Here is a 26061-nt window from a genome sequence, read left to right on the forward strand (position 1 = left end):
GTCAGAACGGGAGTAAACAAGATGGGTCTGATGAGCGTAAGCCAGTATGCAAAACACGCCGGTATGAGCCGCCAGGCGTTGTACAGCTGGGAGGCCAAGCAGGGTTTCCCGGCCCGAGTGGAGGGCAAGATCGATCAGGTGGCCAGCGACGCTTACTTGGCTCGATATCGGGATAGTCATGATCTGCGCACGAAAAATGCGAAGGGCAAACTGGCGCCAGCTAGAGGTAAAGCTAAAGTGGGTAACGAGCTGATGGAAATGAGCGTAACCGATATCAAGCAGAATTTGGCTGCATGTGTCGGTCAGGCGGCAGGGATGGACCAGAGCGAGCGCGTGAAGCTGGCGGCCAAGGCTGTGGGTCTCTTTTTGAGTGAGGGGCCTGATAACCCTCCTGTGACGTTTGGGGGCTATCGCCTCTCGATCGTTGAAACCCCAACATGTGAAGTTGGGCAGATCATCGCTGGCGGCGCTTTTGGGCTATCTGCTGATGAGGTGATTTATGAGTGTCGGGATTACACCCTGATTCTGATGAGCGATGAGGTAGAGGATAGCGCCATGCGCGAAGTGATCCCTTCGCTGCTGTATGTACTGTCTGACGATAACTAGATGGGCGTGAAAGCCCGCATGCTCCTGCATTTGCCAGCTTAGCCGCTGGCTTTTTTATACGAGTGGTGTTGCTACCAAGCCACGATCCTCGCCTGAATGGGCTGGCGTATGACGCACATGTTAGTCACCGACAGATCAGCCAAATAGTCAACATGTTGACTGTTAAGGAGTTACTCTTTACGTAGATGAGGGAGCATACGCGACCAGTTATTATCTTCGAAGGGGGAATAAGTAATGTGCATTGTCTCCCTCCGCAACATTCTCTTGGCTTCGTTTATCGTTCTGGGATACTCATGAATTATGGAGTAGAACCGCGGGGCCATTCTATGCTCTGCCGCTTTCAGGAGAGGGTAAATCTGGGCGATATCATCAACAACCATGTTAGCTATATGCCATAACCAACCAAGTTTGCATAGTTCTTCATCACTAAACTGGGTTGATCTGGGAGTGTCTTGGCTGGTAATGATTTTCGAGATTCTTTCTCTTTGCGATTTGTATTCCTGCGATTCAGATTTTAGCATCGATGCTAGGTATCCAACGACTATGTCCAAGTCACTTTTTGATGAAATACCTAATATACTCATTACCTTACGGTAATTCTTTGGTTGCGTGTTATCCATCGCCATACACTCCTTTGTTGGTTTATTTTTAACCGCTTTAGGTAAGGCACCTAACATTGAACTTTGTTCACAAAATGATCATGTATAGGCTGGGACGCATGTTCCACATGCTTCGCGTTGGGGGAGTGTGAACGTAACAGAGAGGCGTAATGTATGTTCCTCATCTGGTCATAGTTCGGTAGCATTAAGACCACATAAAAAGAAGGGATAATTTATGAATCCGATCTTAGAGAGAGCCTTGGAACATCTGAATAGCATCAATAATTCTTCGGCAGGAATGTTGTCTCATCCGCTAGATGAGAGCAGAACGAAGGAGATGCTTAAGTTTTTGAACGCAGAAGGCGTTGAGCTTGATCATAGCGAAATCTTAGCGTGGGGCAGAGCTAAGGGATGGGAACCGCGTAATGCCAAGGAGTTGGCAGATTTGGCCGATAGGATTGGTGCAGGTGGTCGGGTGGTTATCAAATATCCAGGTCGTCTGGGAGATAAAATCAAGGCCGAGCTTCGAGCGCTGAAGTAATCGTTGTAGTGGTACACCATAAGGTCGCTGATGCGGCCTTTTTTCGTTTCTATGTTTTCTAAATCGTTTGAAGATTAATGTATAAACTTTTGTATAAACAAATAAAGAAAAAGGCGCTTATCAAATGAGATAAAGCGCCTTTTCAACACGTTAACTGACTAGTATCAGTTCATGCCGTATTTTTTCAGCTTCTTACGCAGCGTGCCGCGGTTGATGCCCATCATCAGGGCTGCGCGGGTCTGGTTGCCACGGGTGTATTGCATCACCATGTCCAACAGTGGCTGTTCAACTTCAGCCAGTACCAGCTCATACAGGTCATTTACGTCTTGACCGTTCAGTTGAGCAAAATAGTTCTTCAGTGCTTGTTTAACCGAGTCACGCAGAGGCTTTTGAGTCACCTGATCTTGTGAGTTAACGGTAGAAACGGTCAGTACGTCAGAATTTACGCGTTGTTCGAACATAGTTCTGTCAGCTCTTTTTTTACGCTAAGATTTTCGAAATATGCCTCCAACGCCTCCAGCTGTTCGCTGGCATCCTCTATGGCGTTGAATGTGCGCCGAAACTGGTCATTCGGAGCGTGTTCCTGGAGATACCAGGACACGTGCTTACGAGCAATCCGGAATCCCTTGCCTTGGCCATAGAAGCCGTGCAATTCCCGAATGTGCCCAATCAACAAGCGCTTCACCTCGCCAAGCGGCAGCGGCGGCAGCAGCTCTCCAGTGTCCAGATAATGCTGGATTTCCCGGAAGATCCAGGGTCTCCCCTGAGCAGCGCGGCCTATCATCAGGGCGTCGGCCCCGGTGTAGTCGAGCACTGCTCTGGCTTTATGCGGGTCAGTAATATCCCCATTCGCGATAATCGGAATGGAAACACTCTGCTTAACTGCCCGAATGCTGTCGTATTCCGCGTCGCCGTTAAACAGACAGGCGCGGGTTCGGCCGTGAATCGTCAGGGCCTGAATACCACAGTCTTCGGCCAGTTGGGCAATCTCTACACAGTTACGATGCTCTGGCGCCCAGCCGGTGCGAATCTTCAGCGTTACCGGCACATCCACCGCGTCAACCACCGCGTGGAGGATCCGTTTTACCAGATCCGGGTACTGCAACAAGGCGGACCCGGCAAGCTTCCGGTTCACTTTTTTGGCAGGGCATCCCATATTGATGTCGATGATCTGCGCGCCGCTGGCCACGTTGATACGCGCGGCGGCGGCCATATCATCAGGATCGCATCCGGCAATCTGCACGGATCGGATCCCTGGTTCATCGCTATGCACCATACGCAGACGCGACTTATCCGTCCGCCACACCTCCGGGTTGGAGGAGAGCATTTCGGATACAGCCATCCCAGCACCCATTGCATGACAGAGGGTTCTGAACGGGCGATCTGTAATACCGGCCATCGGGGCCGCAATCAGGCAATTAGTAAGCTGGTGGTGTCCAATGCGCATAGACAAAGAGTGACCATACTGTGTCCGCAAGGGCGCGTATATTACGCATTTTTGCGCCGAGATGAAAGGCCAAACTTTAACCAATTGGCCCGATATTAGGACGAAAAATGCGCTACGCGGTGATTCATAAAAATATTATATATATTTTACAATAAGTTGACGAAAAGTGCTTATTTTGTGTGCGGCAAAATATTCGCCTTTGCGCAGAATATTATCTGCATTCACCCGCGTTTTTTGCCGAGATAGCCTGTCTGGAAGGCGCATTGTCAGGGCGATCCGTCGTTGAGCGGCGAAAAATTGCATAAAATTTTGTCTCGCCCGCAGGCCGATCGCCAGGCAAAAAAAATCCACCGGCGCAGGGCCGGTGGATGAGGGGGCAATAGACCGTGACGCTTACTTGCGGCGGCCGGTGATGCGACACCACTCTTCACGCTCGGCGACCGGGTCGAGCGTGAACTTCTCTTCGTAGGCTTGCGCAACGCTGCTGGCCTGGCTGGCCAGCACGCCGGACAGCCCCAGATGACCACCGGCCTTCGGCAGGCAACCGATCAGCGGCGCCAGCTCGCGCAGCGGGCCGGCGAGGATGTTGGCGACCACCACGTCAGCCAGCAGGTCTGCCGGCTGGTCTTTCGGCAGATACAGCTCCAGACGCTCTGAAACGCCGTTACGCTGCGCGTTGTCGCGGCTGGCCTGAATGGCCTGGGGATCGATATCGATGCCGATAGCGCGCGCTGCACCCAGCTTCAGGGCGGCGATTGCCAGGATGCCGGAACCGCAACCGAAGTCGATAACGGTTTTGCCGGCCAGATCGAGGCCGTCCAGCCACTGCAGGCACAGCGCCGTGGTCGGGTGGGTACCGGTGCCGAATGCCAGGCCCGGATCGAGCATCACGTTGACTGCGTCGGGATCCGGCACGTCACGCCAGCTCGGGCAGATCCACAAGCGCTCGCCGAAGCGCATCGGGTGGAAGTTGTCCATCCACTCGCGCTCCCAGTCCTTGTCTTCCAGCTGTTCTATCTTGTGACGGAAACCGGCGCCCAGCAGCGGGTGCTGTTCCAGCATCGCCACCACCTCGGCCATATCGGTTTCCGCGTCGTACAGACCGATCACGTCGGTATCGCCCCACAGCAGGGTTTCACCCGGCAAGGGTTCGAACACCGGGTTGTCGTGGGTGTCCTGGAAGGTCACCGACACGGCGCCGCTTTCCACCAGCGCGTCGCTCAGGTCTTCCGCCTGGCTGCCGGTGGTGTTCAGTTTGAGTTGGATCCAAGGCATAGCAATTCTCTTCAAGAGGGTAATGATGACGCCGCCCGGCGCTTTTCGCCGACGACGTTACCGAGATAAAACGCCAACAGGCTGAGCAACAGCGAAGGCACGATAGGGTGCAGCCCCGCCGGCTGCAGGTTGAAGCTGGCCAATAGCGTATAGCATACCGCACCCGACACCATTGAGCTAAGCGCTCCCTGAGCATTGGCGCGTTCCCAATACAGGCCCAGCACCAACGGCCACAGGAACACCGCCTCCAGCCCACCGAAAGCCAGCAGGTTGAGCCAGATGATCATCTCCGGCGGTCGCCAGGCCGCCAGCAGCACCAGCAGGCCAAGGATCAGCGTGGTCAGGCTGGAGAAGCGCTTGATCAACCGCTCGTTGTGGATCTGCTGCGGCCGCACGCCCAGGTAGAGATCCTTGATGATGGTGGCGGAGGATTGCAGCAGCTGGGCGTTGATGGTCGACATGATCGCCGCCATCGGCGCCGCCAAAAAGATCCCGGCGGCGTACGGCGGCAGCACGGTGATCATCAGCGTCGGGATCACCTGATCGGGGATCTTGAGATCCGGCAACACCGCGCGGCCGAGTGCGCCGGCCAGGTGCATGCCGAACATCAGCACCGCCACCACCACGGTGCCGAGCAGAATGCCGCGATGCACAGCCTTGCTGTCCTTGTAGGAAATACAGCGCACGGCGGTGTGCGGCAGGCCGATCACCCCGAAGCACACCAGGATCCAGAACGACGCCATAAACGGCAGGCTGAGGATCTGATCGCCGCCCTGCGGCGACACCAGCGCCGGATCGATCTGCTGCAGCTTGTGCACCGCGCTGTCCAGTCCGCCGGCGGCGTGGATCACCGCCACCAGCAGCAGTACGGTGCCGAGCAGCATCACCAGCCCCTGCATCGCGTCGTTCAGCACGCTGGCGCGGAAGCCGCCGAAGGCGGTGTACAGCGCGATGCTGATGCCGAAGATCAGCAGGCCGGTGTCGTAAGGAATGCCGGCGGCGGTCTCCAGCAGGCGGGCGCCGCCGATAAACTGCACCGTCATGGCGCCGAGAAACGCCACCAGCAGGCTGAGGCTGGCCAGCCACACCAGCAGGCGGCTTTGGTAGCGGCCATACAGCATGTCATTGAGGGTGATGGCGTTGTAGCGCCGCGCCAGGATGGCGAATTTCTTGCCCAGCACCCCGAGCGACAGCCACACCGCCGGCAGCTGAATCATCGCCAGCAGCACCCAGCCCAGGCCATATTTGTAGGCGGCGCCGGGGCCGCCGATAAACGAACTGGCGCTGATGTAGGTGGCGGTCAGGGTCATCGCCAGCACAAAGCCGCCCATCGAACGGTTGCCGAGGAAGTATTCGCTGAGAAAATTCCCGCTCTGGCGGCGGCTGTAGGCGTACACCGACAGGCCGAACACCAGCAGCAGGTAGGCGACCAGCGGCAGGATCACTTCAGTTTGCATCGCGGTCCTCCAGCGAAATGTCGTGGAACACCGTGCGCACCATCAGCCAGCACAGGCCGATGAACAGCAGCGGCACCAGCAGGCAGGCCATTTCGAACCAGTGCGGCAGGCCGGTGACGCCGATAGCGCTGTCCGGCAGGTAGGCCGCCAGCCCCCAGGCCAGCAGGTAGAGCAGCGTCAGCCCCAGCGCCCAACGCGCTTCGCGGTGCGCCTGGATAAAACGTTTGTCCATCCGTGTCTCCCATAGGTTTACGGTGATGGATTCATCAAAGGTAGGGAATTTTACGGCATGACGGCGTTTTGCCAAGCCGTTACTGGCGGCAACGCCAAAGAAAAAGGCCGGTGATTAACCGGCCTTTCGTCAGACGATGCTGCGTGGCTGCCTTAGGTTTCCTGCAGACCCAGCTTCTTCTCCAGATAGTGGATATTGGTGCCACCGTGCTGGAAGTTTTCGTCGTTCATGATCTTCTGCTGCAGCTCAACGTTGGTTTTGATGCCGTCGATGATCAGTTCAGCCAGGGCGTTCTTCATGCGGGCAATCGCCACGTCACGGTTTTCGCCGAAGGTGATCAGTTTGCCGATCATGGAGTCATAGTACGGCGGTACGGTATAACCGGCGTAGATATGAGATTCCCAACGCACGCCGAAACCGCCTGGCGCGTGGAAACGGGTGATCTTGCCCGGGCTTGGCAGGAAGGTGTTCGGATCTTCGGCGTTGATACGGCATTCTACCGCGTGGCCGTGGATCTTCACTTCTTCCTGTTTGATCGACAGTGGTTGACCGGCAGCGATGCGCAGCTGCTCTTTGATCAGGTCCACGCCGGTGATCATTTCGGTAACCGGGTGCTCTACCTGAATACGGGTGTTCATTTCGATGAAATAGAACTCGCCGTTTTCATACAGGAACTCGAAGGTACCCGCACCGCGGTAGCCGATTTCCACGCAGGCTTTCGAGCAGCGCTCGCCGATGTAACGGCGCATTTCGCTGGTGATGCCCGGTGCCGGCGCTTCTTCGACCACTTTCTGGTGGCGGCGCTGCATGGAGCAGTCGCGCTCGGCCAGATAGATGGCGTTGCCCTGGCCGTCGGCCAATACCTGAATCTCGATGTGGCGCGGATTCTCCAGGTATTTTTCCATGTACACCATGTCGTTGTTGAAAGCCGCTTTGGCTTCCGCTTTCGTCATGTTGATGGACTGCTCAAGGTCTTTGTCGCTGCGCACGACGCGCATGCCGCGACCACCGCCGCCGCCGGACGCCTTGATGATCACCGGATAACCGATGCGCTTGGCGAAGGCACGGTTTTTATCCATGTCGTCGGTCAGCGGGCCGTCTGAGCCAGGTACGCAAGGCACGCCGGCTTTCTTCATGGCGTTGATCGCGGAAACCTTGTCGCCCATCAGGCGGATGGTTTCGGCTTTCGGGCCGATGAAGATGAAGCCGGAGCGTTCCACCTGCTCGGCGAAGTCGGCGTTCTCGGACAGGAAGCCGTAGCCCGGGTGGATCGCCACGGCGCCGGTGATTTCCGCCGCCGAAATGATGGCCGGGATGTTCAGGTAGCTTTTTACCGATGGCGCAGGACCGATGCAGACGGTCTCGTCGGCCAGCAGCACGTGTTTCAGATCGCGGTCGGCCGCGGAGTGAACCGCAACGGTCTTGATGCCCAGTTCTTTACAGGCACGCAGGATGCGAAGCGCGATCTCGCCGCGGTTGGCGATAACAATTTTATCAAGCATGGGGGCGCCTCGTTATTCGATGACGACCAGCGGCTCGTCATATTCGACCGGCTGGCCGTTTTCCACCAGGATGGCCTTCACGACGCCGGACTTGTCCGCTTCGATCTGGTTCATCATTTTCATGGCTTCAACGATGCACAGGGTATCACCGGCGTTCACTTTCTGGCCCACTTCCACGAAGGCTTTCGCGTCCGGGCTTGGGGTGCGGTAGAAGGTGCCTACCATTGGCGAACGAACGACGTGGCCACTCATGGCCGCCGGTGCCGCCGGGGTTTCTGCCGCAGGTGCGGTAGCAACGGCGGCAGCCAGGGCCGGCTGCTGCTGTGCCGGCATCGCATAGGCCTGTTGCATGACAGGGTAAGCCTGCGCCGGTGCGGCACGGCTGATGCGAACCGATTCTTCGCCTTCAGAGATTTCCAGTTCAGAAATGCCTGATTCTTCAACCAGTTCGATCAGTTTCTTGATTTTACGAATATCCATGAGTGTGATTCCGTACTCTTTTTGTGGAGCAATTAGTGGGTTTTCGACAGACGGTTAACCGCTGCCTGTAAAGCGAAAGCGTAGCCATCCGCGCCGAGGCCGCAAATCACGCCTACCGCCACGTCTGAGAGATAGGAGTGATGGCGGAAAGGTTCGCGGGCGTGCACGTTGGACAGGTGGATCTCGATGAACGGGATCTGCACCGCCAGCAACGCATCGCGCAGCGCCACGCTGGTATGCGTGAACGCCGCCGGGTTTATCAGAATGAAATCGGTGTTGCCGCGCGCCTGATGAATGCGATCGATCAGCTGATGCTCGGCGTTGGATTGCAGATGGCTCAGGGTAATATCCAATGCGGATGCCTGGTTTTCCAATCCGTTAACAATCTCTGTCAGCGTCGTGCTGCCGTACTTCTCCGGCTCACGCGTCCCCAGCAGATTGAGATTGGGGCCGTTCAGAAGCAAAATGTGAAACTTATCCGCCATTGTGCTGGTATCTCCGGCAATAAAACCATCATCGTAGAAAATAACCCGATGTTATCGATTTGTCACCTGTTAAGGGGCCAATTCACCCTGAGAACAGAAACAAGGTCGGGCATTATAACGATATCGTAGCAATTCGCAGCTAAATACTGGTCTTATCAGCGAAGATATTCAACCCCAAATCGACGAACTCGGGGATCCGTGACAGGAATATGAGCGCTGGAACACAGAAAAAGTTCCGGCCGGCGGCGTGCGTTTTTCAACGACAATAACGCGCGCCGCCGCGTGATTCAGCGCCACCAGGCGCGGAATTTCTTGTAACGCAGGCCCAACAGCGCCACCGCCAGCAGCGCGTAGATGAACGGCTGGGGGGAAAACGTTTTGACCGACCACAGGTAGTGGATGGGGGCGAGGATCGCCGCCAGATAGACGAAGTTGTGCAACGTTTGCCATTTGGCGCCCAGTTTGCGCATCGCCCACAGCGTTGAGGTGGCCGCCAGCGCCAGCAGGATCAGCCAGGTAAGGATGCCGAGCGTCAGATAGGGTCGGTTCACCAGCTCGCTGCCCAGCAGGCCGAGGTTGCTCAGCCCCAGCTCCAGCGTGGAGTAGCTTATCAGGTGCAGCGTGCCCCAGGCAAAGCACCACAGCCCCACCAGACGGCGGCAGCGGATCAGGAGCGGCTGGCGGGCGTAGCGCGCCAGCGGGGCGATCATCAGCGTGGCCAGCAGCAGTTTCAGCGTCATCCTGCCGGTAAAATGTTGAATGTCCTTGGACGGATCGGCGCTGAACCAGCCCTGATCTACCGCCAGCACCAACCACAGAAAGGGCAAAAACGCCGCCAGATGCAGGGCGGCTTTCAGCCATTTGATATGAACAGGCGTCAGGCGCACTTAGAAATTCTCCCGCAGATCCATGCCGCGATACAGCGACGCCACCTGATCGGCATAGCCGTTGAACAGCAGCGTCGGTTGGCGTTTGACGTCGAGAATGCCGCCGGAGCCGATGAAGCGCTCGGTGGCCTGCGACCAGCGCGGATGATCGACGTGCGGGTTCACGTTGGCGTAAAAACCGTACTCGTTCGGCGCGGATTGGTTCCAGGTGGTCGGCGGCTGATCGCGCACCAAACGGATATGCACGATCGATTTGATGCCTTTGAAGCCGTATTTCCACGGTGTGATCAGCCGCAGCGGCGCGCCGTTTTGCGGCGGCAGGGTTTTGCCGTACACGCCGACGGTCAGCAACGCCAGCGGGTGCATCGCCTCGTCCAGCCGCAGCCCTTCGACGTAGGGGTACTTCAGGCCGCCACCGATAAAGCGATCTTTCTGGCCGGGCATCTGCTCCGGATCGTACAGCGTCTGGAAGGCCACGTAGCGCGCGTTGCTGTTCGGCTCGGCCAGCTTGAGAAGCTTGCCCAGTTCGAAACCGATCCACGGCACCACCATCGACCAGGCCTCGACGCAGCGCATGCGGTAAATGCGCTGTTCCAGCGGGAAACGCTTCATCAGATCGTCGATATCCAGCGTTATCGGCTTCGCCACTTCGCCGTCGATGCGCACCTTCCAGCCTTCGGTTTTCAGCCCGCCGGCGTTGGCGGCCGGATCGGCTTTGTCGAGGCCGAATTCATAGAAGTTGTTGTAGCCGGTGACCTTGTCTTCCGGCGTCATTGCCAGCTGCGCCTGCCAGGCGGCCGGCTTGCTGAATTCCAGCGCTTTGCCCGGCGGCGCCTTGGGGCGATCGTTGCCTTTGAACCACGACAGCAGATCCGCCCGTGCGCCGGTAGGCAGCGCCAGCGTAGCGGCGGTGATGCCGAGCGCCTGCAGCACTTTGCGCCGCTGGTGGAACACGCTCTCCGGCGTGACGTCGGCCTCGGTCAATTTCGGGTGTTTGTTCATGCTTATGTTCTCCGCGACTGATTCCCGCCGCCTGCGAGCGGCTAACGGGTCCCCATGAAATAAGCATGGCGCTAAAGCCGGCCGGAAGCGAGGGGACGCGGAAAAATATGAAATTTCGCAGAAGCGGGTGAACCCCCGTTGCCGGGGGGAGAAGGTCAGCGGATTTTCACCAGGGTGCGGCCGGTGATTTGGTTGTTCAGCAGCGCGGCGGCGGTGGCCGGTGCCTGCTCGAGGGTGATTTCATGCGTGGCCTGCTGATAGAAGCTGTCCGGCAGAATACCGGCCAGCCGTTCCCAGGCGGTTTGGCGGCGGTGCAGCGGCGTATGTACCGAATCCACGCCCTGCAGACGCACGTTACGCAGAATGAACGGCATCACGGTGGTCGGCAGCTGATAACCGCCCGCCAGGCCGCAGGCGGCGACGGTGCCGTTATAGTTCATCTGCGCCAGCACCCGCGCCAGCAGTTTGTCGCCGACGGTGTCCACCGCGCCGGCCCACAGCTGTTTCTCCAGCGGGCGCGGCGTGTCGATATAGCCATCGCGCGACATCACCTCTTTGGCGCCGAGCGCTTTCAGGTAGTCGGTATTGCTGTCGCGGCCGCTGATGGCGGTCACCCGATAGCCCAACGCCGCCAGCAGGGCGATGGCGGTGCTGCCCACGCCGCCGCTGGCGCCGGTAACCAGAATATCGCCGTCGTCCGGGTGCACGCCGCCTTCCTCCAGCGCCATCACGCACAGCATGGCGGTAAAGCCGGCGGTGCCGATGATCATCGCCTTGCGTTCATCCAGGCCGTTCGGCAGCGGTACCAGCCATTCGCCCGAGACGCGCGCCTGCTCGGCCAGGCCGCCCCAGTGATGTTCACCCACGCCCCAGCCGGTGAGCACCACGCTTTGCCCCTCTTTGAAGCGATCGTCGCGGCTGTGGCGCACGGTGCCGGCGAAGTCGATGCCCGGCACCATCGGGAAGTTGCGCACGATCTTGCCTTTGCCGGTGATCGCCAGCGCATCCTTATAATTTAGGCTGGACCAGTTGATGTCGACGGTGACATCGCCTTCCGGCAACCGATCGCTGCCGATATCTTTGATTTGAGCCAGAGTTTGGTCGTCTTGTTGTTCCAATAACAGTGCACGCATGTCACTCTTCCTCTCGTTTACACTTTTCTATCAATGGCTGAATCACATTTATTTGACTATATGCATAATAAGCGGCCCAAGTCCTGATAAAGGACAAAAACGGCGCTTGCAGGTTTAATTCTTCAGCAAGGCTTGTTAGGGTTGGACGGCCCCTTTTAGCTAAAGGGTGAACACTCACTTAACCATAGCGGACAAGGCACAGGGATGCGATTTACCACCAAACTCTCTGCATTGATCACTCTGTTGGTCGCGCTGGCGATGTTTTTGATGCTGATGGGATGCTCATACAGCTTCTTTTACGTTACCCAGGATCGCCAGGAGCGTCGCTTTGATTCGCTGGTTACCTCGCTCGATCAGGCCATGTTGCACGAATCGCCGCGCGATCAGGAGAAATGGTTGCCGATCGTCATGCGCCCGCTCGGCATCGTGTCGATCCGCGTAGAGGCCGGCACCAGCCAGTTTCTCAACTATAAATTGCCGACGCTGAAAAAAGAGCCATGGGATGCGCTGAACGGCTATCGTCAGGTCTCGCGCCCCCTGTTGCAACATCCGGGCAGCACGCTGTACATCACTTACCTCGATCCCTTCGCCAGCGACGTGCGCACGTTGCAGTCCACCGCCGCCGTCACGCTGTCGATCGTCGTCATGGTGGTGGTTTTGCTGTTCAGCCTACGCTGGCTGCGTGAGCAGGCCGACGGTGAAGATCGCCTGGAACGCCGCGCGCGGCGCATTCTGAACGGCGAGCGTGAAAACGTCATGCAGGGCGACGTGCGTGAGTGGCCGGCCAACGTCAGCGGCGCGCTCGACCACCTACTGGCCGATCTGGCGGAAGCGCGGGAAGAGCGCAGCCGGGTCGATACGCTGATCCGCGCCTTCGCCGCGCAGGACGCCAAAACCGGGCTGAATAATCGCCTGTTCTTCGATAATCAATTGACCACTCAGCTGGAAGACGAAGGTTCGCACGGCATCGTGATGATGGTGCGGCTGCCCGATTTCGAGACCCTGCGCGACACGCACGGTAGCGTGGCGGTACAGGAGCTGATGTATTCGCTGGTCAACCTGCTGTCTACCTTCGTGATGCGCTACCCCTCGGCGCTGCTGGCGCGCTATTTCCACAGCGATTTTACCGTGCTGTTGCCGCATCGAACCCTGAAGGAGGCCGACGGCATCGCGTCACAGCTGGTCAACGCCATTGATGCCTTGCCTTCCACGGCGCTGATCGATCGTGAGGCCTTCCTGCACATCGGCATCGTGGCGTACCGCAGCGGGCAAACCACGGAGCAGGTGATCGATTACGCGGAGCAGGCGACGCGCCACGCGACGCTGCAGGGCGAGAACGGCTGGTATGTGTACGACAGCCAGGTGCCGGAAAAGGGGCGCGGCAGCGTCAAGTGGCGCACGTTGCTGGAACAGGTACTGGCGCGCGGCGGCCCGCGGCTGTATCAGAAACCGGCGGTGACCGTGGCAGGCGAGGTACACCATCTTGAGATCATGAGCCGGATTTATGACGGCTCCCAGGAGTTGCTGCCTGCGGAATATATGCCGCTGGTGCAGCAGCTGGGGTTGGCGGAGAGTTACGATCGCCAACAGGTGAGCCGCATCATCCCCTTGCTGGCGCAATGGCCTGAGGAAACGCTGGCGTTTCCGCTGTGCGTCGACTCGATTTTGCAGCGTTCTTTCCAGCGCTGGCTGCGCGATACGCTGTTACAGTGCGAAAAAAGTCAGCGTAGGCGAATTCTGATTGAACTTGCGGAGGCAGATGTGTGTCAACATATCGACCGTTTGCGTCCGGTGCTGAAGTTGCTGTCAGGGCTGGGCTGCCGCCTCGCGGTGTCCAAAGCGGGTTTAACCGTGGTCAGTACGTCCTATATCAAGTCGTTGCAGGTGGAGATCGTCAAGCTCCACCCGGGGCTGGTGCGGAGTATCGATAAGCGGGACGAAAATCAGCTGTTCGTGCAGAGCCTGACGGGCGCCTGCGCGGGCACGCACGCGCAGGTGTTCGCCGCCAGCGTACGCACGCGCAACGAGTGGCAGACGCTGAAAGAGCGTGGTATCCACGGCGGGCAGGGCGACTTTTTCGCATCGCCGGAACCGATCGACGTGGGGCGTAAAAAATATTCACGTCGTTATCGTGTTTAAGCTGATTGCCGGACAAAAATTGACGTAGAATGAGCGCCGGATCCATCTGGGCCATGTCACCCGTCATTTTGGAGTTTTCTCCAATCTGCCTGCGACAACGACGCCTATTTGAGATAGGCTCTTGTCAGCTTTTATCTGGTTGACGTTGGTAGGTGCTTACCATCGGCGGCAATCAGGGAATATGTTAGATTTTATGAGCTGTGTTACGCCGTTTCGTGCGTTGACAGGGTGGTAAACTGAGCCTTTGTTCAGGGAATTCAGGCCTCATCCAATTTCCGTGCATTCGAGCAGAAACAATACAGACTATTTTTCACCGAAGTAGAACGTTTTTGCGCCTTGTCGCTGCTTCGTGTGGTTGGTAAAGTAGGCGGATTTTATTTTCCGCCCCCAGCTTGCAGGATTATCCTTTCGTTATGTTTAAGAAATTTCGTGGCATGTTTTCCAACGACTTGTCCATCGACTTGGGTACCGCCAATACCCTGATTTATGTTAAAGGGCAAGGCATCGTACTGAATGAACCTTCGGTGGTTGCCATTCGCCAGGATCGTGCCGGCTCCCCAAAGAGCGTAGCGGCCGTCGGTCATGACGCCAAACAGATGCTGGGCCGCACCCCCGGCAACATCGCGGCTATTCGCCCGATGAAAGACGGCGTGATCGCCGACTTCTTCGTGACCGAAAAAATGCTGCAGCACTTTATCAAACAGGTTCACAGCAACAGCTTCATGCGCCCAAGCCCGCGCGTGCTGGTCTGTGTACCGGTCGGCGCAACCCAGGTTGAACGCCGCGCTATCCGCGAGTCCGCCCAAGGGGCCGGCGCGCGTGAAGTGTTCCTGATTGAAGAGCCGATGGCGGCGGCGATCGGCGCAGGTCTGCCGGTTTCCGAAGCGACCGGTTCCATGGTGGTGGATATCGGTGGCGGTACCACTGAAGTGGCGGTGATCTCGCTGAACGGCGTGGTGTACTCCTCTTCCGTGCGCATCGGCGGCGACCGCTTCGATGAAGCCATCATCAATTATGTGCGCCGTAACTACGGCTCGCTGATCGGCGAAGCGACCGCCGAGCGCATCAAGCACGAAATCGGTTCTGCCTATCCGGGCGACGAAGTGCGCGAAATCGAAGTCCGCGGCCGTAACCTGGCCGAAGGCGTACCGCGCGGCTTTACCCTGAACTCCAATGAAATCCTCGAAGCCCTGCAAGAGCCGCTGACCGGCATCGTCAGCGCGGTGATGGTTGCGCTGGAGCAGTGCCCGCCAGAATTGGCCTCCGACATTTCCGAACGTGGCATGGTCTTGACCGGCGGCGGCGCGCTGCTGCGTAACCTCGATCGCCTGCTGATGGAAGAAACCGGCATTCCGGTCGTGGTGGCGGAAGATCCGTTGACCTGCGTAGCGCGCGGCGGCGGCAAGGCGTTGGAAATGATCGACATGCACGGCGGCGATTTGTTCAGCGAAGAATAGTCAGCCCCTGGAAGGAGGAATCGTATCGGATGAATGCGCACAGCGAAAATCGGGTACGGTTCCTCTTTCTGTTGTCGAGGAACTCGCATAATTTATGAAGCCGATTTTTAGCAGGGGGCCTTCCCTGCAACTGCGACTTTTTTTGGCGGTGATCGCGGCCATTGGCCTGATCGTTGCCGACAGCCGGCTCGGCACGTTCGTGAAGATACGCAACTACATGGACACCGCAGTCAGCCCTTTCTATTTTCTGGCCAACGGGCCACGTAAAGTTTTGGACAGCGTGTCAGAAACGCTGGCCACCCGCCAACAGCTGGAGCTGGAAAACCGAGCTCTGCGGCAGGAACTGCTGCTGAAAAACAGCGATATTCTTCTTCTTGGCCAATTCAAGCAGGAAAACGCCCGCTTGCGCGAGCTGCTGGGTTCTCCGCTGCGCCAGGACGAACATAAGATGGTGACCCAGGTGATCTCCACCGGTTCCGATCCGTATAGCGATCAGGTGGTGATCGACAAAGGGTCGGACAACGGCGTCTATGAAGGCCAGCCGGTGATCAGCGACAAGGGCGTGGTCGGCCAGGTGGTGGCGGTGGCGAAAGTCACCAGCCGCGTGCTGCTGATCTGCGATGCCTCGCACGCGCTGCCGATCCAGGTGCTGCGCAACGATATTCGGGTGATTGCCGCAGGCAGCGGCTGCGCCGACGATCTGCAGCTGGAGCACCTGCCGAACAACACCGATATCCGCGTTGGCGATGTGCTGGTGACCTCCGGCCTCGGCGGCCGCTTCCCGGAAGGCTATCCGGTGGCGGTGGTCTCCTCGGTCAAGGTCGACAACCAACGCGCTTACACCGTGATTCAGGCGCGTCCGACCGCCGGTCTGCAGCGCTTGCGCTACCTGCTGCTGCTGTGGGGCGCCGATCGCAACGGCGACATGCCGCTGCCGCCGGACGAAGTGCACCGCGTGGCCAATGAACGCCTGATGCAGATGATGCCGCAGGTGCTGCCGCCTGCCGGTTCGGTCGGGCCGCAGCTGCCGGCACCGGCTACCGGCGTGGCGCCGCAAACCGCCGCTCCGGCGTCTGCCCAGTCTCAAGCTCAGCCTGCTGCGGCGGGAGTGGTGCAATGAACAGCTACCGCAGCCACGGGCGCTGGATAATCTGGCTGTCGTTCCTGGTGGCGTTGGTGCTGCAAATCATGCCGTGGCCGGAGCAAATCTACATGTTCCGGCCTTCCTGGCTGGTGTTGATCCTGATCTACTGGGTGATGGCCTTGCCGCACCGGGTCAACGTCGGCACCGGCTTCGTGCTGGGGCTGATCATGGATCTGATCCTCGGCTCCACGTTGGGCGTGCGCGCGCTGGCGCTGGGCATCATCGCCTACCTGGTGGCGTTCAAATTCCAACTGTTCCGCAATATGGCGCTGTGGCAACAGGCGCTGATCGTCGTGCTGCTGTCGCTGTCGATGGACGTGGTCGTGTTCTGGGCTGAGTTTTTAGTGATCAACGTCTCTTTCCGCCCAGAGGTGTTCTGGAGTAGTGTGGTAAACGGCATTTTGTGGCCGTGGTTGTTCCTGTTGATGCGCAAAATCCGCCGTCAGTTCGCCGTACAGTAAGGGTATCTCAATGACTTCGCTTTATCTGGCCTCCGGCTCCCCACGTCGACGTGAACTGCTGACCCTGCTGGGCGTATCGTTCGACATTCTGCTGACGCATACCGAAGAGCAGCGCCGGGAAGGCGAAGCCGCCGAAGCCTACGTGCGCCGTTTGGCGCAGGACAAGGCCAAAGCGGGTGTGGCGTTGGCGCAGGAGGATCGGCCGGTGCTGGGCGCCGACACCATCGTGGTGCTCAACGGCCGGGTGCTGGAGAAGCCGCACGACGAAGCCCATGCGGCGGACATGCTGGCGGCTCTGTCGGGCAAACAGCATCAGGTGATGACGGCGGTGGCGATCGCCGATCGCCACGACGTGCGCTGCCAGCTGGTGGTGACCGACGTGACGTTCCGCAGCCTGTCACAACAGGATATCCGCGACTATATTGCTACGGGCGAACCGATGGATAAGGCGGGCGCCTATGGAATTCAGGGAAAGGGTGGTTGTTTCGTCAGAGCGATAACCGGGAGTTATCACGCGGTGGTCGGTCTGCCGCTGGTCGAAACACATGAGCTGCTCAGTAATTTTGTCGCATTACGTGATGTAAGAACCGGTTGATGGGCGCTGCCATTATCGACCGGCTCTGAGGAGAAGGCATGACAGCTGAGCTACTGGTTAATATCACACCGTCTGAAACGCGGGTCGCCTATATCGATGGCGGCATTCTGCAAGAGATTCATATCGAACGCGAATCCAAACGCGGCATCGTCGGCAATATCTATAAAGGGCGCGTCAGCCGCGTCCTGCCGGGCATGCAGGCGGCATTCGTCGACATCGGCCTGGACAAGGCCGCCTTCCTGCACGCCTCCGACATCATGCCGCATACCGAATGCGTCGCCGGCGACGAGCGGAAAAACTTCCACGTGCGCGACATCGCCGAGCTGGTGCGCCAGGGGCAAGACCTGATGGTGCAGGTGGTGAAAGATCCGCTCGGCACCAAGGGCGCGCGCCTGACCACCGACATCACGCTGCCTTCGCGCTATCTGGTCTTCATGCCGGGCGCGGCGCACGTCGGCGTTTCGCAGCGTATCGACAGCGAAGCCGAGCGCGAGCGCCTGAAATCCATCGTTGCGCCGCACTGCGACGAGCTGGGCGGTTTTATCATCCGCACCGCGGCGGAAGGCATCGGCGAGGAAGAGCTGGCGCAGGACGCCGCGTTCCTTAAACGCCTGTGGACCAAGGTAATGGAGCGCAAGAAGCGCAACCAGACCAAATACAAGCTGTACGGCGAGCTGGCGTTGGCGCAGCGCATCTTGCGCGATTTCGCCGGCGCGGCGCTGGATCGCATCCGCGTCGATTCGCGGCTGACGCACGATCTGCTGGTGGAGTTTACCGGTGAGTACATTCCGGACATTACCAACAAGCTCGAACTCTATACCGGCAGCCAGCCGATTTTCGATCTGTACGATGTGGAAAACGAGATCCAGCGTGCGCTGGAACGCAAGGTGGAGCTGAAGTCCGGCGGCTATCTGATCATCGATCAGACCGAGGCGATGACCACGGTCGACATCAACACCGGCGCCTTCGTCGGCCACCGCAACCTCGACGAAACCATCTTCAATACCAACATCGAGGCGACGCAGGCCATCGCGCGCCAGCTGCGGCTGCGTAACCTGGGCGGCATCATCATCATCGACTTTATCGATATGAACAACGAAGAGCATCGCCGCCGGGTGCTGCACTCGCTGGAGCAGGCGTTGAGTAAAGATCGGGTAAAAACCACGATCAACGGCTTCTCTCAGCTAGGCTTAGTTGAAATGACGCGTAAACGAACGCGTGAAAGCATTGAACATGTGCTCTGTCACGATTGTCCTACTTGCAATGGGCGCGGCACCGTGAAAACGGTGGAAACCGTGTGCTACGAGATCCTGCGCGAGATTGTGCGCGTGCACCATGCTTACGATTCCGATCGCTTCCTGGTGTACGCTTCGGCGGCGGTCGGCGAAGCGCTGAAGAGCGAAGAGTCGCATGCGTTGGCCGAAGTGGAGATCTTCGTCGGCAAACAGGTGAAGGTGCAGATCGAACCGTTGTACAGCCAGGAGCAGTTCGACGTCGTCATGATGTAGCCCGCCCGACATCGTAAGGGCCCGGATGCCGGGCCCGTCAGTGCATAGATATTCCCGTTGCCAGGCAGCGGAGCAAGGAGAACTGCGTGAGGCGACTGCCTGGGATTCTGTTAGCAACAGGCGCCACCCTAATCGTGATTGTGGCGCTGCTGATCAGCGGGCTGCGCCTGATGCTGCCGAAGCTGAACGACTACCGTCCCCAACTGCTGGCGCAGGTGGAGAAGCTGTCCGGCGTGCCCGTGCAGATGGATTTCCTGCAGGGCAGTTGGGAAACGTTCGGCCCACAGCTTGAAGTGCGTAACCTGAGCGTTACGCTGCCCAAAAGCGATGTGCATATTGAACGCGTGACGCTGGCGCTGGACGTGTGGCAATCGCTGCTGCACTGGCGCTGGCAGTTCCGCGATCTGACCTTCTATCAATTCCGGCTCGATCTTAACGCCACGCTGGGCGGCGACCGGCAGGGCGAAGGCCTTGAACCGGGTAAAATCAGCGATCTGATGCTGCGCCAGCTCGACCACTTCGATTTGCGCGACAGCCGTATCTCGTTCCTGACGCCCGCCGGCGCGCGCGCCGAATTCGACATTCCTCAGCTGACCTGGCTCAACGGCCGCGATCGTCACCGCGCCGAGGGGCAGATCAGCCTGTCGACGCTGAACGGCCAACACGGCGTGGTGCAGCTGCGCATGGACCTGCGCGATAATCAGGGCCTGTTGGACACCGGCACGGTTTACCTGCAGGCCGATAACATTGACATGAAACCCTGGTTTACCCGCTGGCTGCGCGCCAACACCGGGCTGGAAAGCGCCGACTTCAGCCTGGCGGCCTGGCTGCAGGTGCAGAACGGCGAGATTGCCGGCGGCCACGCGTTGCTCAAGCAGGGGGCGGCCAACTGGGATACCGGCGCCGCGCAGCACCGGCTGGACGTGGACAATCTGGCGCTGGCGCTGCGCCGCCAGGGCACCGGTTGGCAGCTCGACGTGCCGCAGCTGCGGTTGAGCACCGACGGCCAGGCCTGGCCGCAGGGCACGCTTTCCGCCCTGTGGCTGCCGGAAAATACCGAGTTCATGGGGCCGGCGCAGAATGAAGAGCTGCGGGTGCGCGCGACTAACCTTCAGCTGGAGCGCCTGTCGGCGCTGCTGCCGACCTTCTCGTTCCTCAGCCCGGACGTGCTCGATCGCTGGAACGATCTGCAGCCACAGGGGACGATGGAGGCCTTGGCGCTGGACATTCCGTTGAACCAGCCGGAAAAGAGCCGTTTCCAGGCGCTGTGGCGCGATGTCAGCTGGCAGCGTTGGGAACTGCTGCCGGGCGTCAACCACTTCTCCGGGGCGCTGAGCGGCGGTGTGGAGAACGGCCGCCTGACGCTGGGGCTGGCAGGCAGCACCTTGCCTTACGGCGATATGTTCCGTGCGCCGCTTGAAGTCAGCAGCGCGCGCGGCGCGCTGACCTGGCGTTACAACGATCGGGGTTGGGAGCTGGCGAGCCAGGGGTTGGACGTCAAGGCGAAGTCGCTGTGGGTCAACGGTGATTTCCGCTATCAGCAGCCGGCCAAGGGCGATCCGTGGCTGAACATTCTGGCGGGCATCCGCCTGTATGACGGCGCCGATGCCTGGCGCTATTTCCCGGAACCGCTGATGGGCAAGCATCTGGTGGACTACCTGAGCGGCGCCATTCAGGGCGGCCAGGTGGATAACGCCACGCTGATTTATTCCGGCGATCCGCAGCACTTCCCGTACCGTAAAAACGAGGGGCAGTTTGAAGTCTTCGTGCCGCTGCGCCACGCCACCTTCCAGTTCCAACCGGGCTGGCCGGCGCTGACCGATTTGGCGATCGACCTCGACTTCGCCAACGAGGGGCTGTGGATGCAGGCGCCGCAAACCCGGTTGGGCAAGGTGGCGGGCAAAAATATCAGCGCGGTGATCCCGGATTATCTGAAAGAGCGGCTGCTGATCGACGCCGAGGTGGCGGGCGCGGGCAGCGACGTGCACGACTACTTCATGCAGACGCCGCTGCACGATTCGCTGGGGGCGGCGCTGGATCAGCTGCAGATTGGCGGTGATGTCAGTGGGCGCTTACATCTCGATATTCCCCTGGACGGCGAGCAGGTCAGAGCGACCGGTGAAGTGGCGCTGAACAATAACTCGTTGCTGATCAAGCCGCTGGATAGCGAACTGCAAAAGCTCAGCGGCAAGTTCCGCTTCGACAACGGTAACCTGCAGAGCGACCCGCTGTCGGCCACCTGGTTCGGGCAGCCGGTGGCGGTCAACTTCTCCACGCAGGAAGGCGCTCGCGACTACAAGATTGACGTCGGCCTGAAGGGCGATTGGCAGCCGGGCAAGTTCCCCGGCCTGCCGAAAGAGGCCGCCGATGCGCTCAGCGGCAGCGCGCCCTGGCAGAGCCAGGTGGCCATCACGCTGCCGCATCAGGGCTCGGCCAGCTACGATATCGGCATCGACGCGGATTTGAAGAAAGTGAGCAGTCACTTACCTTCACCGCTGGACAAAACGCCGGGCGAGGCGTTGCCGGTGAACGTCAAGGTCAAAGGTGGCCTGAACGGCTTCATGTTGACCGGCAGCGCGGGCAAGCAAAACCGCTTCAACAGCGAATGGAACTTCGACAAAAAACAGGTGAATCTGGCGCGCGCCGCCTGGCAAACCAACGGTGGCGGCACGCCGCCGCTGCCGGCCGGCAAGTCGATGACGCTGAACCTGCCGGCGCTGGACGGCGAGCAGTGGCTGGCGCTGCTGGCGCCGGCGCTGAAACAGGGCGGCGGCAGCGGTCAGGTGGGCGGCTTCAGTTTCCCCACTACCGTGGCACTGACCACGCCGCAGCTGCTGTTGGGCGGCCAGGCCTGGCATAAGCTGACGCTGTCGGCCGAAAAACAGCTGGGCGCCACCGTGGTGAGCGCCAAGAGCGATGAAGTGGACGGCAGCCTGCGGGTGGCCGATCGCGGGCCGTGGCGCGCCGATATCAACTACCTGTATTACAACCCGCAGTTCGCCGAGACGAAAAACGCGGCGGGTACGCCGCCATCGGCTGAGAAAGTTTCCTTCCGCGACTGGCCTTCGCTGATGCTGCGCTGCAAGTCGTGCTGGGTGCTGGGGCAGAACTTCGGCAGGGTCGAGGCGGATCTGAGCAATCGAGGGGATACCCTGACGCTGGATCACGGCCTGATCGACACCGGCAAAGGGCGCATGAGCGCCAGCGGCCTGTGGAAGCAAAATGCGCAGGAAGAGCGCAGCTCGCTGAAAGGCAAGCTGCTCGGCGGCAAAATCGATGAAACCGCGGCCTTCTTCGGCATCACTATCCCGCTGAAAGGTGCGCCTTACGACGTGGACTTCGATCTGTACTGGCACGGCGCGCCGTGGCAGCCGCAGGTCAATACGCTGAGCGGCGCGCTGCAGGTCAAGATGGGCAAGGGGGAGATCGACAGCATGGGCGGCGGCCGCGCCGGTCAGTTGCTGCGATTGGTCAGCTTCGACGCCTTGCTGCGCAAGCTGCAGTTCGATTTCAGCGATACCTTCGGCAAAGGCTTCTACTTTGACTCCATCCGCAGCACTGCCTGGCTGAAAGATGGCATAATGCATACTGATAATCTATTGATCGACGGCCTGGCGGCGGATATCGCCATGAGTGGCCAGATCGATCTGGCGCGCCGCCGCATCGATATGGAGGCGGTGGTGGCGCCGGCGATTTCGGCGACCGTCGGCGTGGCCACGGCGTTTGTCGTCAACCCGATCGTCGGCGCGGCGGTATTTGCCGCCTCGCAGGTGCTGGGGCCGCTGTGGAGCAAGATTTCGCTGATTCGTTACCATATCAGCGGCGATCTCGACCAGCCGAAGATCAATGAGGTACTTCGTAAGGCAAAGGAGGATAAGGCGTCATGAGGAATGCTAACGTTGCGTTGTTGCAGTTGTGCAGTGGCGATCAGGTGCGCGATAACCTGGCCCAGATTGAACAGCAGATCAAACAGCTCAATGCCGGGGTAAAACTGGTCATGACGCCGGAGAACGCGCTGCTGTTCGCCAACTCTGCGGCCTACCGCCAACAGGCGGAAAAACAGGGCGACGGTCCGCTGCAAAACGCGGTGCGCGAGCTGGCGCGCCGCTATGGCGTGTGGTTGCTGGTGGGCTCGATGCCCTTGATCAGCCGCGAAAACCCGGAGCTTATCACCACCAGCAGCCTGTTGTTCGACGAACAGGGCGAGATCCGCGCCCGCTACGACAAGCTGCACATGTTCGATGTGGACATCAACGATGCGCACGGCCACTACCGCGAGTCGGATACCTACCAGCACGGGCAGCACCTGACGGTAGTGGATACGCCGGTCGGGCGTTTGGGTATGACCATATGCTACGATCTGCGCTTCCCCGCGCTGTTCCAGGCGCTGCGGGCGCAAGGGGCCGAACTGATTTCGGTGCCGGCGGCCTTTACCCGGGTCACCGGCGAGGCGCATTGGGAAATTCTGCTGCGCGCTCGGGCGATCGAGAACCAGTGCATGATCCTGGCGCCGGCGCAGGTGGGGCGCCACGGGCCGACCCGCCGCACCTGGGGCCACTCGCTGGCCGTCGACGGCTGGGGCAAGGTGCTGGCTGAGAACGCGGACGCCGTGGCGGCGCTGAAGGTGCGCGTGGACACCGCAAGCCTGCAGCCCTTGCGCCAACAGATGCCGGTATTGCAGCACAACCGATTCCAGACGTCGCTGACGGCGCCGTCTGACAAGTTATCCTCCAATCAAGAGTGAAACCATTATGAGCCTGACGTTTGTCAGTGAGCAGTTACTCGCTACCAACAAGCTGAGTCATCAAGACCTGTACAAGGTACTGGGTCAACTGGCAGAACGCCGTATCGATTACGCCGATCTCTATTTCCAGTCCAGCTATCACGAAGCCTGGGTGATCGAGGACGGCATCATCAAGGATGGCTCTTACAATATCGACCAGGGCGTCGGCGTGCGCGCCGTCAGCGGCGAGAAGACCGGCTTCGCCTATGCCGATCAGATCACCCTGAATGCGCTGCAGCAGAGCGCCCAGGCGGCGCGCAGCATCGTGCGTGAGCAGGGCGACGGGCGGGCGCACACCTTGGGCGAGATCGGCTATCGGCCGCTGTACCCGCTGCTCGATCCGCTGCAAAGCCTGCCGCGCGAAGAGAAAATTGCTCTGCTGCACCGCGTCGACAAGGTGGCGCGCGCCGCCGATGCACGGGTGCAGGAAGTGAACGCCAGCATCACCGGCGTTTACGAGCAGGTGTTGGTGGCTGCCACCGACGGCACGCTGGCGGCGGACGTTCGCCCGCTGGTGCGCCTCTCCGTCAGCGTGCTGGTGGAGCAGGATGGCAAGCGTGAGCGCGGCTCCAGCGGCGGCGGCGGCCGTTTCGGCTATGACTACTTCCTGGAAACCGTCGACGGTGACGTGCGCGCCGATGCTTACGCCAAAGAAGCGGTGCGCATGGCGCTGGTCAACCTCGGCGCGGTGGCGGCGCCGGCCGGCAATATGCCGGTGGTGCTTGGGGCCGGCTGGCCGGGTGTCCTGCTGCACGAAGCGGTGGGCCACGGCCTGGAAGGCGACTTCAATCGGCGTGGCACCTCGGTGTTCAGCGGCCATATGGGCGAGCTGGTGGCTTCCGAGCTGTGCACCGTGGTGGATGACGGCACCCTGCAAGGGCGGCGCGGTTCGCTGGCGATCGACGACGAAGGCGTACCGGGCCAGTACAACGTGCTGATCGAAAACGGTGTGCTGAAAGGCTACATGCAGGACAAGCTCAACGCGCGGTTGATGGGCGTCGCGCCGACCGGCAACGGCCGTCGCGAGTCCTACGCGCATCTGCCGATGCCGCGTATGACCAACACCTATATGCTGGCGGGCCAATCGACGCCGGAAGAGATCATCGCCAGCGTCGAGTACGGGCTGTACGCGCCGAACTTTGGCGGCGGCCAGGTGGACATCACCTCCGGCAAGTTCGTGTTCTCCACCACCGAAGCCTACCTGATCGAGAAGGGCCGCATCACCAAACCGGTGAAAGGGGCGACGCTGATCGGCTCCGGCATTGAGGCGATGCAGCAGATCTCGATGGTCGGCAACGACTTGGCGCTCGATAAAGGCGTGGGCGTGTGTGGCAAGGAAGGCCAGAGCGTGCCGGTAGGCGTCGGCCAACCGACGCTGAAACTGGATACGCTGACCGTCGGCGGCACGGCGTAATCTTTCCTCAAGGGGCCATGCACTGGCCCCTTGTTCATTCCCCATTTTGAGTTTTTTCTCGCCCACGCAAAGAGTGCTGTGCGGCGATGATGCCGAGAAAGATGACGATGGCGTGCTTTGGTGTGTCTACCCAGCGTTGGTTGCTGTTGCTGGGCGTTCTTTCCCTGACGGGCTGCGCCCGTTCCGATGCGCTGTGGGGCGTGGTCGATAAGCTCTGCATGGTCAACTATCAGCAAAAGCGCGATCCGGCCCCGTGTGAGCAGATTTATATGCCGCAGGGGAAAGCGCAGGGTTTTAGCGTGCTGCAAAACCCGCGTTACCCCTATCACTTCATTCTGGTGCCGACGGCGCCGCTTTCCGGCATTGAAAGCCCGCAGTTGCTGGCCGGAGAGCGGACGGACTATTTTGGCTATGCATGGCTGATGCGTTACCGGCTGGCCGCCGAGTATGGTGGGCCGGTGCCGGACGACAAGCTGGGTATGGCGATCAACTCCGCTTATGGACGCAGCCAGAACCAATTGCATATTCACCTGACCTGTCTGCGCGAAGATGTACGGCGCCAGCTGCAGGCAGAACGCCCCTATATTCAGGAACAATGGCGACCTTTGCCGGATAAGCTGTTGCGCCACACCTACTATGCCCGCCGCGTGATGCAACCGACCGCGATGGGTATCTACCCGATTAAGGATCTTGCAGATTATTTTCATCTGTCGCCGCAGCAGCTGGCGGAGTATGGCGTGGCCGTCGTTCCGACCACGTTTGCCGGCCAACGGGGGTTTATCTTGCTGGCCTCGAAGCGCGGCTGGGACGTGGGCAACCGCGCCTCGGTAGAATCGCTGTTGGATAAAACGTGCGCGATTTTGCCGCGTGAGTCTCAAGACGGCAGGTGAGAGCAACACGCTCTCACCTCACTT

General features: G+C 59.7%; 24 protein-coding genes. 12 read left to right on the top strand and 12 right to left on the bottom strand.

Features of this window, described 5'->3' with window-relative positions; genetic code table 11:
* Positions 1-21 precede the first annotated feature (21 nt).
* The gene (locus GF111_RS15490) at positions 22-606 is read left to right on the top strand and encodes a hypothetical protein (RefSeq protein WP_047729764.1); all 585 of its coding nucleotides are present in this window, start codon (positions 22-24) and stop codon (positions 604-606) included.
* Between the two features lie 170 nt (positions 607-776).
* Here GF111_RS15490 and GF111_RS15495 read toward each other — a convergent pair whose 3' ends face one another.
* Positions 777-1226 (bottom strand): P22AR C-terminal domain-containing protein, encoded by a 450-nt coding sequence (locus tag GF111_RS15495; RefSeq protein WP_162420262.1) that lies wholly within the window; start codon positions 1224-1226, stop codon positions 777-779.
* Positions 1227-1440: 214 nt separating this feature from the next.
* On the opposite strand from GF111_RS15495, the gene GF111_RS15500 reads away from it, so the two are divergent.
* Complete coding sequence (locus tag GF111_RS15500; RefSeq protein WP_047729765.1) at positions 1441-1746, top strand: DUF1889 family protein; 306 nt, start codon at positions 1441-1443, stop codon at positions 1744-1746.
* Positions 1747-1910: 164 nt separating this feature from the next.
* On the opposite strand, the gene fis is transcribed toward GF111_RS15500, so the two are convergent.
* From fis to GF111_RS15555, 11 genes are all read right to left on the bottom strand, one after another.
* Positions 1911-2207 (bottom strand): DNA-binding transcriptional regulator Fis, encoded by a 297-nt coding sequence (gene fis / locus GF111_RS15505; RefSeq protein WP_000462905.1) that lies wholly within the window; start codon positions 2205-2207, stop codon positions 1911-1913.
* Positions 2189-3193 (bottom strand): tRNA dihydrouridine synthase DusB, encoded by a 1005-nt coding sequence (dusB, locus tag GF111_RS15510; RefSeq protein WP_004936856.1) that lies wholly within the window; start codon positions 3191-3193, stop codon positions 2189-2191. Before dusB ends, fis begins: the two co-directional genes overlap by 19 nt.
* Positions 3194-3586: 393 nt before the next feature.
* The gene (gene prmA / locus GF111_RS15515) at positions 3587-4468 is read right to left on the bottom strand and encodes a 50S ribosomal protein L11 methyltransferase (RefSeq protein ID WP_033636181.1); all 882 of its coding nucleotides are present in this window, start codon (positions 4466-4468) and stop codon (positions 3587-3589) included.
* Positions 4469-4479: 11 nt separating this feature from the next.
* On the bottom strand, positions 4480-5925 hold the full coding sequence (gene panF / locus GF111_RS15520; protein WP_038879752.1) for a sodium/pantothenate symporter: 1446 nt from the start codon (positions 5923-5925) through the stop codon (positions 4480-4482).
* The gene (locus GF111_RS15525; protein ID WP_147190903.1) at positions 5915-6157 is read right to left on the bottom strand and encodes a YhdT family protein; all 243 of its coding nucleotides are present in this window, start codon (positions 6155-6157) and stop codon (positions 5915-5917) included. Before GF111_RS15525 ends, panF begins: the two co-directional genes overlap by 11 nt.
* A 152-nt stretch (positions 6158-6309) precedes the next feature.
* On the bottom strand, positions 6310-7659 hold the full coding sequence (gene accC, locus GF111_RS15530; protein WP_004936886.1) for an acetyl-CoA carboxylase biotin carboxylase subunit: 1350 nt from the start codon (positions 7657-7659) through the stop codon (positions 6310-6312).
* A gap of 12 nt (positions 7660-7671) precedes the next feature.
* Positions 7672-8139, bottom strand: coding sequence for an acetyl-CoA carboxylase biotin carboxyl carrier protein (accB, locus tag GF111_RS15535; RefSeq protein ID WP_038879746.1), 468 nt, complete (start codon positions 8137-8139; stop codon positions 7672-7674).
* A gap of 32 nt (positions 8140-8171) precedes the next feature.
* The gene (gene aroQ / locus GF111_RS15540) at positions 8172-8624 is read right to left on the bottom strand and encodes a type II 3-dehydroquinate dehydratase (RefSeq protein WP_004936891.1); all 453 of its coding nucleotides are present in this window, start codon (positions 8622-8624) and stop codon (positions 8172-8174) included.
* Positions 8625-8911: 287 nt separating this feature from the next.
* Entirely contained in the window at positions 8912-9511 is a 600-nt protein-coding gene (gene msrQ, locus GF111_RS15545; protein WP_004936895.1) for a protein-methionine-sulfoxide reductase heme-binding subunit MsrQ, read from the bottom strand.
* Positions 9512-10513 carry a protein-methionine-sulfoxide reductase catalytic subunit MsrP gene (gene msrP, locus GF111_RS15550; RefSeq protein WP_047729767.1) on the bottom strand — a complete coding sequence of 334 codons (1002 nt, stop codon included), beginning with the start codon at positions 10511-10513 and terminating at the stop codon, positions 9512-9514.
* A 155-nt stretch (positions 10514-10668) separates the two neighbouring features.
* Positions 10669-11646 carry an MDR family oxidoreductase gene (locus GF111_RS15555; protein ID WP_047729768.1) on the bottom strand — a complete coding sequence of 326 codons (978 nt, stop codon included), beginning with the start codon at positions 11644-11646 and terminating at the stop codon, positions 10669-10671.
* Positions 11647-11850: 204 nt separating this feature from the next.
* Here GF111_RS15555 and csrD point away from each other — a divergent pair, with 204 nt between their 5' ends.
* From csrD to GF111_RS15605, 10 genes are all read left to right on the top strand, one after another.
* Complete coding sequence (csrD, locus tag GF111_RS15560; RefSeq protein WP_038879736.1) at positions 11851-13785, top strand: RNase E specificity factor CsrD; 1935 nt, start codon at positions 11851-11853, stop codon at positions 13783-13785.
* Between the two features lie 413 nt (positions 13786-14198).
* On the top strand, positions 14199-15242 hold the full coding sequence (gene mreB, locus GF111_RS15565) for a rod shape-determining protein MreB (RefSeq protein WP_003855260.1): 1044 nt from the start codon (positions 14199-14201) through the stop codon (positions 15240-15242).
* 94 nt (positions 15243-15336) lie between these two features.
* Positions 15337-16362 (top strand): rod shape-determining protein MreC, encoded by a 1026-nt coding sequence (gene mreC, locus GF111_RS15570; protein ID WP_038879731.1) that lies wholly within the window; start codon positions 15337-15339, stop codon positions 16360-16362.
* Positions 16359-16847, top strand: a complete 489-nt coding sequence (gene mreD / locus GF111_RS15575) for a rod shape-determining protein MreD (RefSeq protein WP_004936918.1) — start codon at positions 16359-16361, stop codon at positions 16845-16847. Before mreC ends, mreD begins: the two co-directional genes overlap by 4 nt.
* Positions 16848-16857: 10 nt before the next feature.
* Positions 16858-17442 carry a nucleoside triphosphate pyrophosphatase gene (locus GF111_RS15580; protein ID WP_048234865.1) on the top strand — a complete coding sequence of 195 codons (585 nt, stop codon included), beginning with the start codon at positions 16858-16860 and terminating at the stop codon, positions 17440-17442.
* A 38-nt stretch (positions 17443-17480) separates the two neighbouring features.
* Positions 17481-18950, top strand: coding sequence for a ribonuclease G (rng, locus tag GF111_RS15585; protein ID WP_025304418.1), 1470 nt, complete (start codon positions 17481-17483; stop codon positions 18948-18950).
* 86 nt (positions 18951-19036) lie between these two features.
* Positions 19037-22837, top strand: a complete 3801-nt coding sequence (gene yhdP / locus GF111_RS15590) for an AsmA2 domain-containing protein YhdP (protein ID WP_134267783.1) — start codon at positions 19037-19039, stop codon at positions 22835-22837.
* On the top strand, positions 22834-23694 hold the full coding sequence (nit1, locus tag GF111_RS15595; protein WP_047729770.1) for a deaminated glutathione amidase: 861 nt from the start codon (positions 22834-22836) through the stop codon (positions 23692-23694). The genes yhdP and nit1 overlap by 4 nt, the downstream gene beginning before the upstream one ends.
* A gap of 7 nt (positions 23695-23701) precedes the next feature.
* Positions 23702-25147 (top strand): metalloprotease TldD, encoded by a 1446-nt coding sequence (gene tldD / locus GF111_RS15600; protein WP_047729771.1) that lies wholly within the window; start codon positions 23702-23704, stop codon positions 25145-25147.
* 107 nt (positions 25148-25254) lie between these two features.
* Entirely contained in the window at positions 25255-26037 is a 783-nt protein-coding gene (locus tag GF111_RS15605; RefSeq protein WP_147190907.1) for a CDP-diacylglycerol diphosphatase, read from the top strand.
* The last annotated feature ends 24 nt before the right edge of the window (positions 26038-26061 follow it).

The sequence above is a fragment of the Serratia sp. HRI genome (assembly GCF_010119335.3).
Taxonomy (GTDB): domain Bacteria; phylum Pseudomonadota; class Gammaproteobacteria; order Enterobacterales; family Enterobacteriaceae; genus Serratia; species Serratia nevei.

Coding starts and splice junctions, on each gene's coding strand:
- msrP (WP_047729767.1), bottom strand. CDS start 10,513: ATGAACAAACACCCGAAATTGACCGAGGCCGACGTCACGCCGGAGAGC.
- panF (WP_038879752.1), bottom strand. CDS start 5,925: ATGCAAACTGAAGTGATCCTGCCGCTGGTCGCCTACCTGCTGCTGGTG.
- dusB (WP_004936856.1), bottom strand. CDS start 3,193: ATGCGCATTGGACACCACCAGCTTACTAATTGCCTGATTGCGGCCCCG.
- csrD (WP_038879736.1), top strand. CDS start 11,851: ATGCGATTTACCACCAAACTCTCTGCATTGATCACTCTGTTGGTCGCG.
- mreB (WP_003855260.1), top strand. CDS start 14,199: ATGTTTAAGAAATTTCGTGGCATGTTTTCCAACGACTTGTCCATCGAC.
- tldD (WP_047729771.1), top strand. CDS start 23,702: ATGAGCCTGACGTTTGTCAGTGAGCAGTTACTCGCTACCAACAAGCTG.
- GF111_RS15495 (WP_162420262.1), bottom strand. CDS start 1,226: ATGGATAACACGCAACCAAAGAATTACCGTAAGGTAATGAGTATATTA.
- GF111_RS15580 (WP_048234865.1), top strand. CDS start 16,858: ATGACTTCGCTTTATCTGGCCTCCGGCTCCCCACGTCGACGTGAACTG.
- fis (WP_000462905.1), bottom strand. CDS start 2,207: ATGTTCGAACAACGCGTAAATTCTGACGTACTGACCGTTTCTACCGTT.
- accC (WP_004936886.1), bottom strand. CDS start 7,659: ATGCTTGATAAAATTGTTATCGCCAACCGCGGCGAGATCGCGCTTCGC.
- GF111_RS15490 (WP_047729764.1), top strand. CDS start 22: ATGGGTCTGATGAGCGTAAGCCAGTATGCAAAACACGCCGGTATGAGC.
- mreC (WP_038879731.1), top strand. CDS start 15,337: ATGAAGCCGATTTTTAGCAGGGGGCCTTCCCTGCAACTGCGACTTTTT.
- rng (WP_025304418.1), top strand. CDS start 17,481: ATGACAGCTGAGCTACTGGTTAATATCACACCGTCTGAAACGCGGGTC.
- GF111_RS15605 (WP_147190907.1), top strand. CDS start 25,255: ATGGCGTGCTTTGGTGTGTCTACCCAGCGTTGGTTGCTGTTGCTGGGC.
- prmA (WP_033636181.1), bottom strand. CDS start 4,468: ATGCCTTGGATCCAACTCAAACTGAACACCACCGGCAGCCAGGCGGAA.
- GF111_RS15525 (WP_147190903.1), bottom strand. CDS start 6,157: ATGGACAAACGTTTTATCCAGGCGCACCGCGAAGCGCGTTGGGCGCTG.
- accB (WP_038879746.1), bottom strand. CDS start 8,139: ATGGATATTCGTAAAATCAAGAAACTGATCGAACTGGTTGAAGAATCA.
- nit1 (WP_047729770.1), top strand. CDS start 22,834: ATGAGGAATGCTAACGTTGCGTTGTTGCAGTTGTGCAGTGGCGATCAG.
- aroQ (WP_004936891.1), bottom strand. CDS start 8,624: ATGGCGGATAAGTTTCACATTTTGCTTCTGAACGGCCCCAATCTCAAT.
- GF111_RS15555 (WP_047729768.1), bottom strand. CDS start 11,646: ATGCGTGCACTGTTATTGGAACAACAAGACGACCAAACTCTGGCTCAA.
- GF111_RS15500 (WP_047729765.1), top strand. CDS start 1,441: ATGAATCCGATCTTAGAGAGAGCCTTGGAACATCTGAATAGCATCAAT.
- mreD (WP_004936918.1), top strand. CDS start 16,359: ATGAACAGCTACCGCAGCCACGGGCGCTGGATAATCTGGCTGTCGTTC.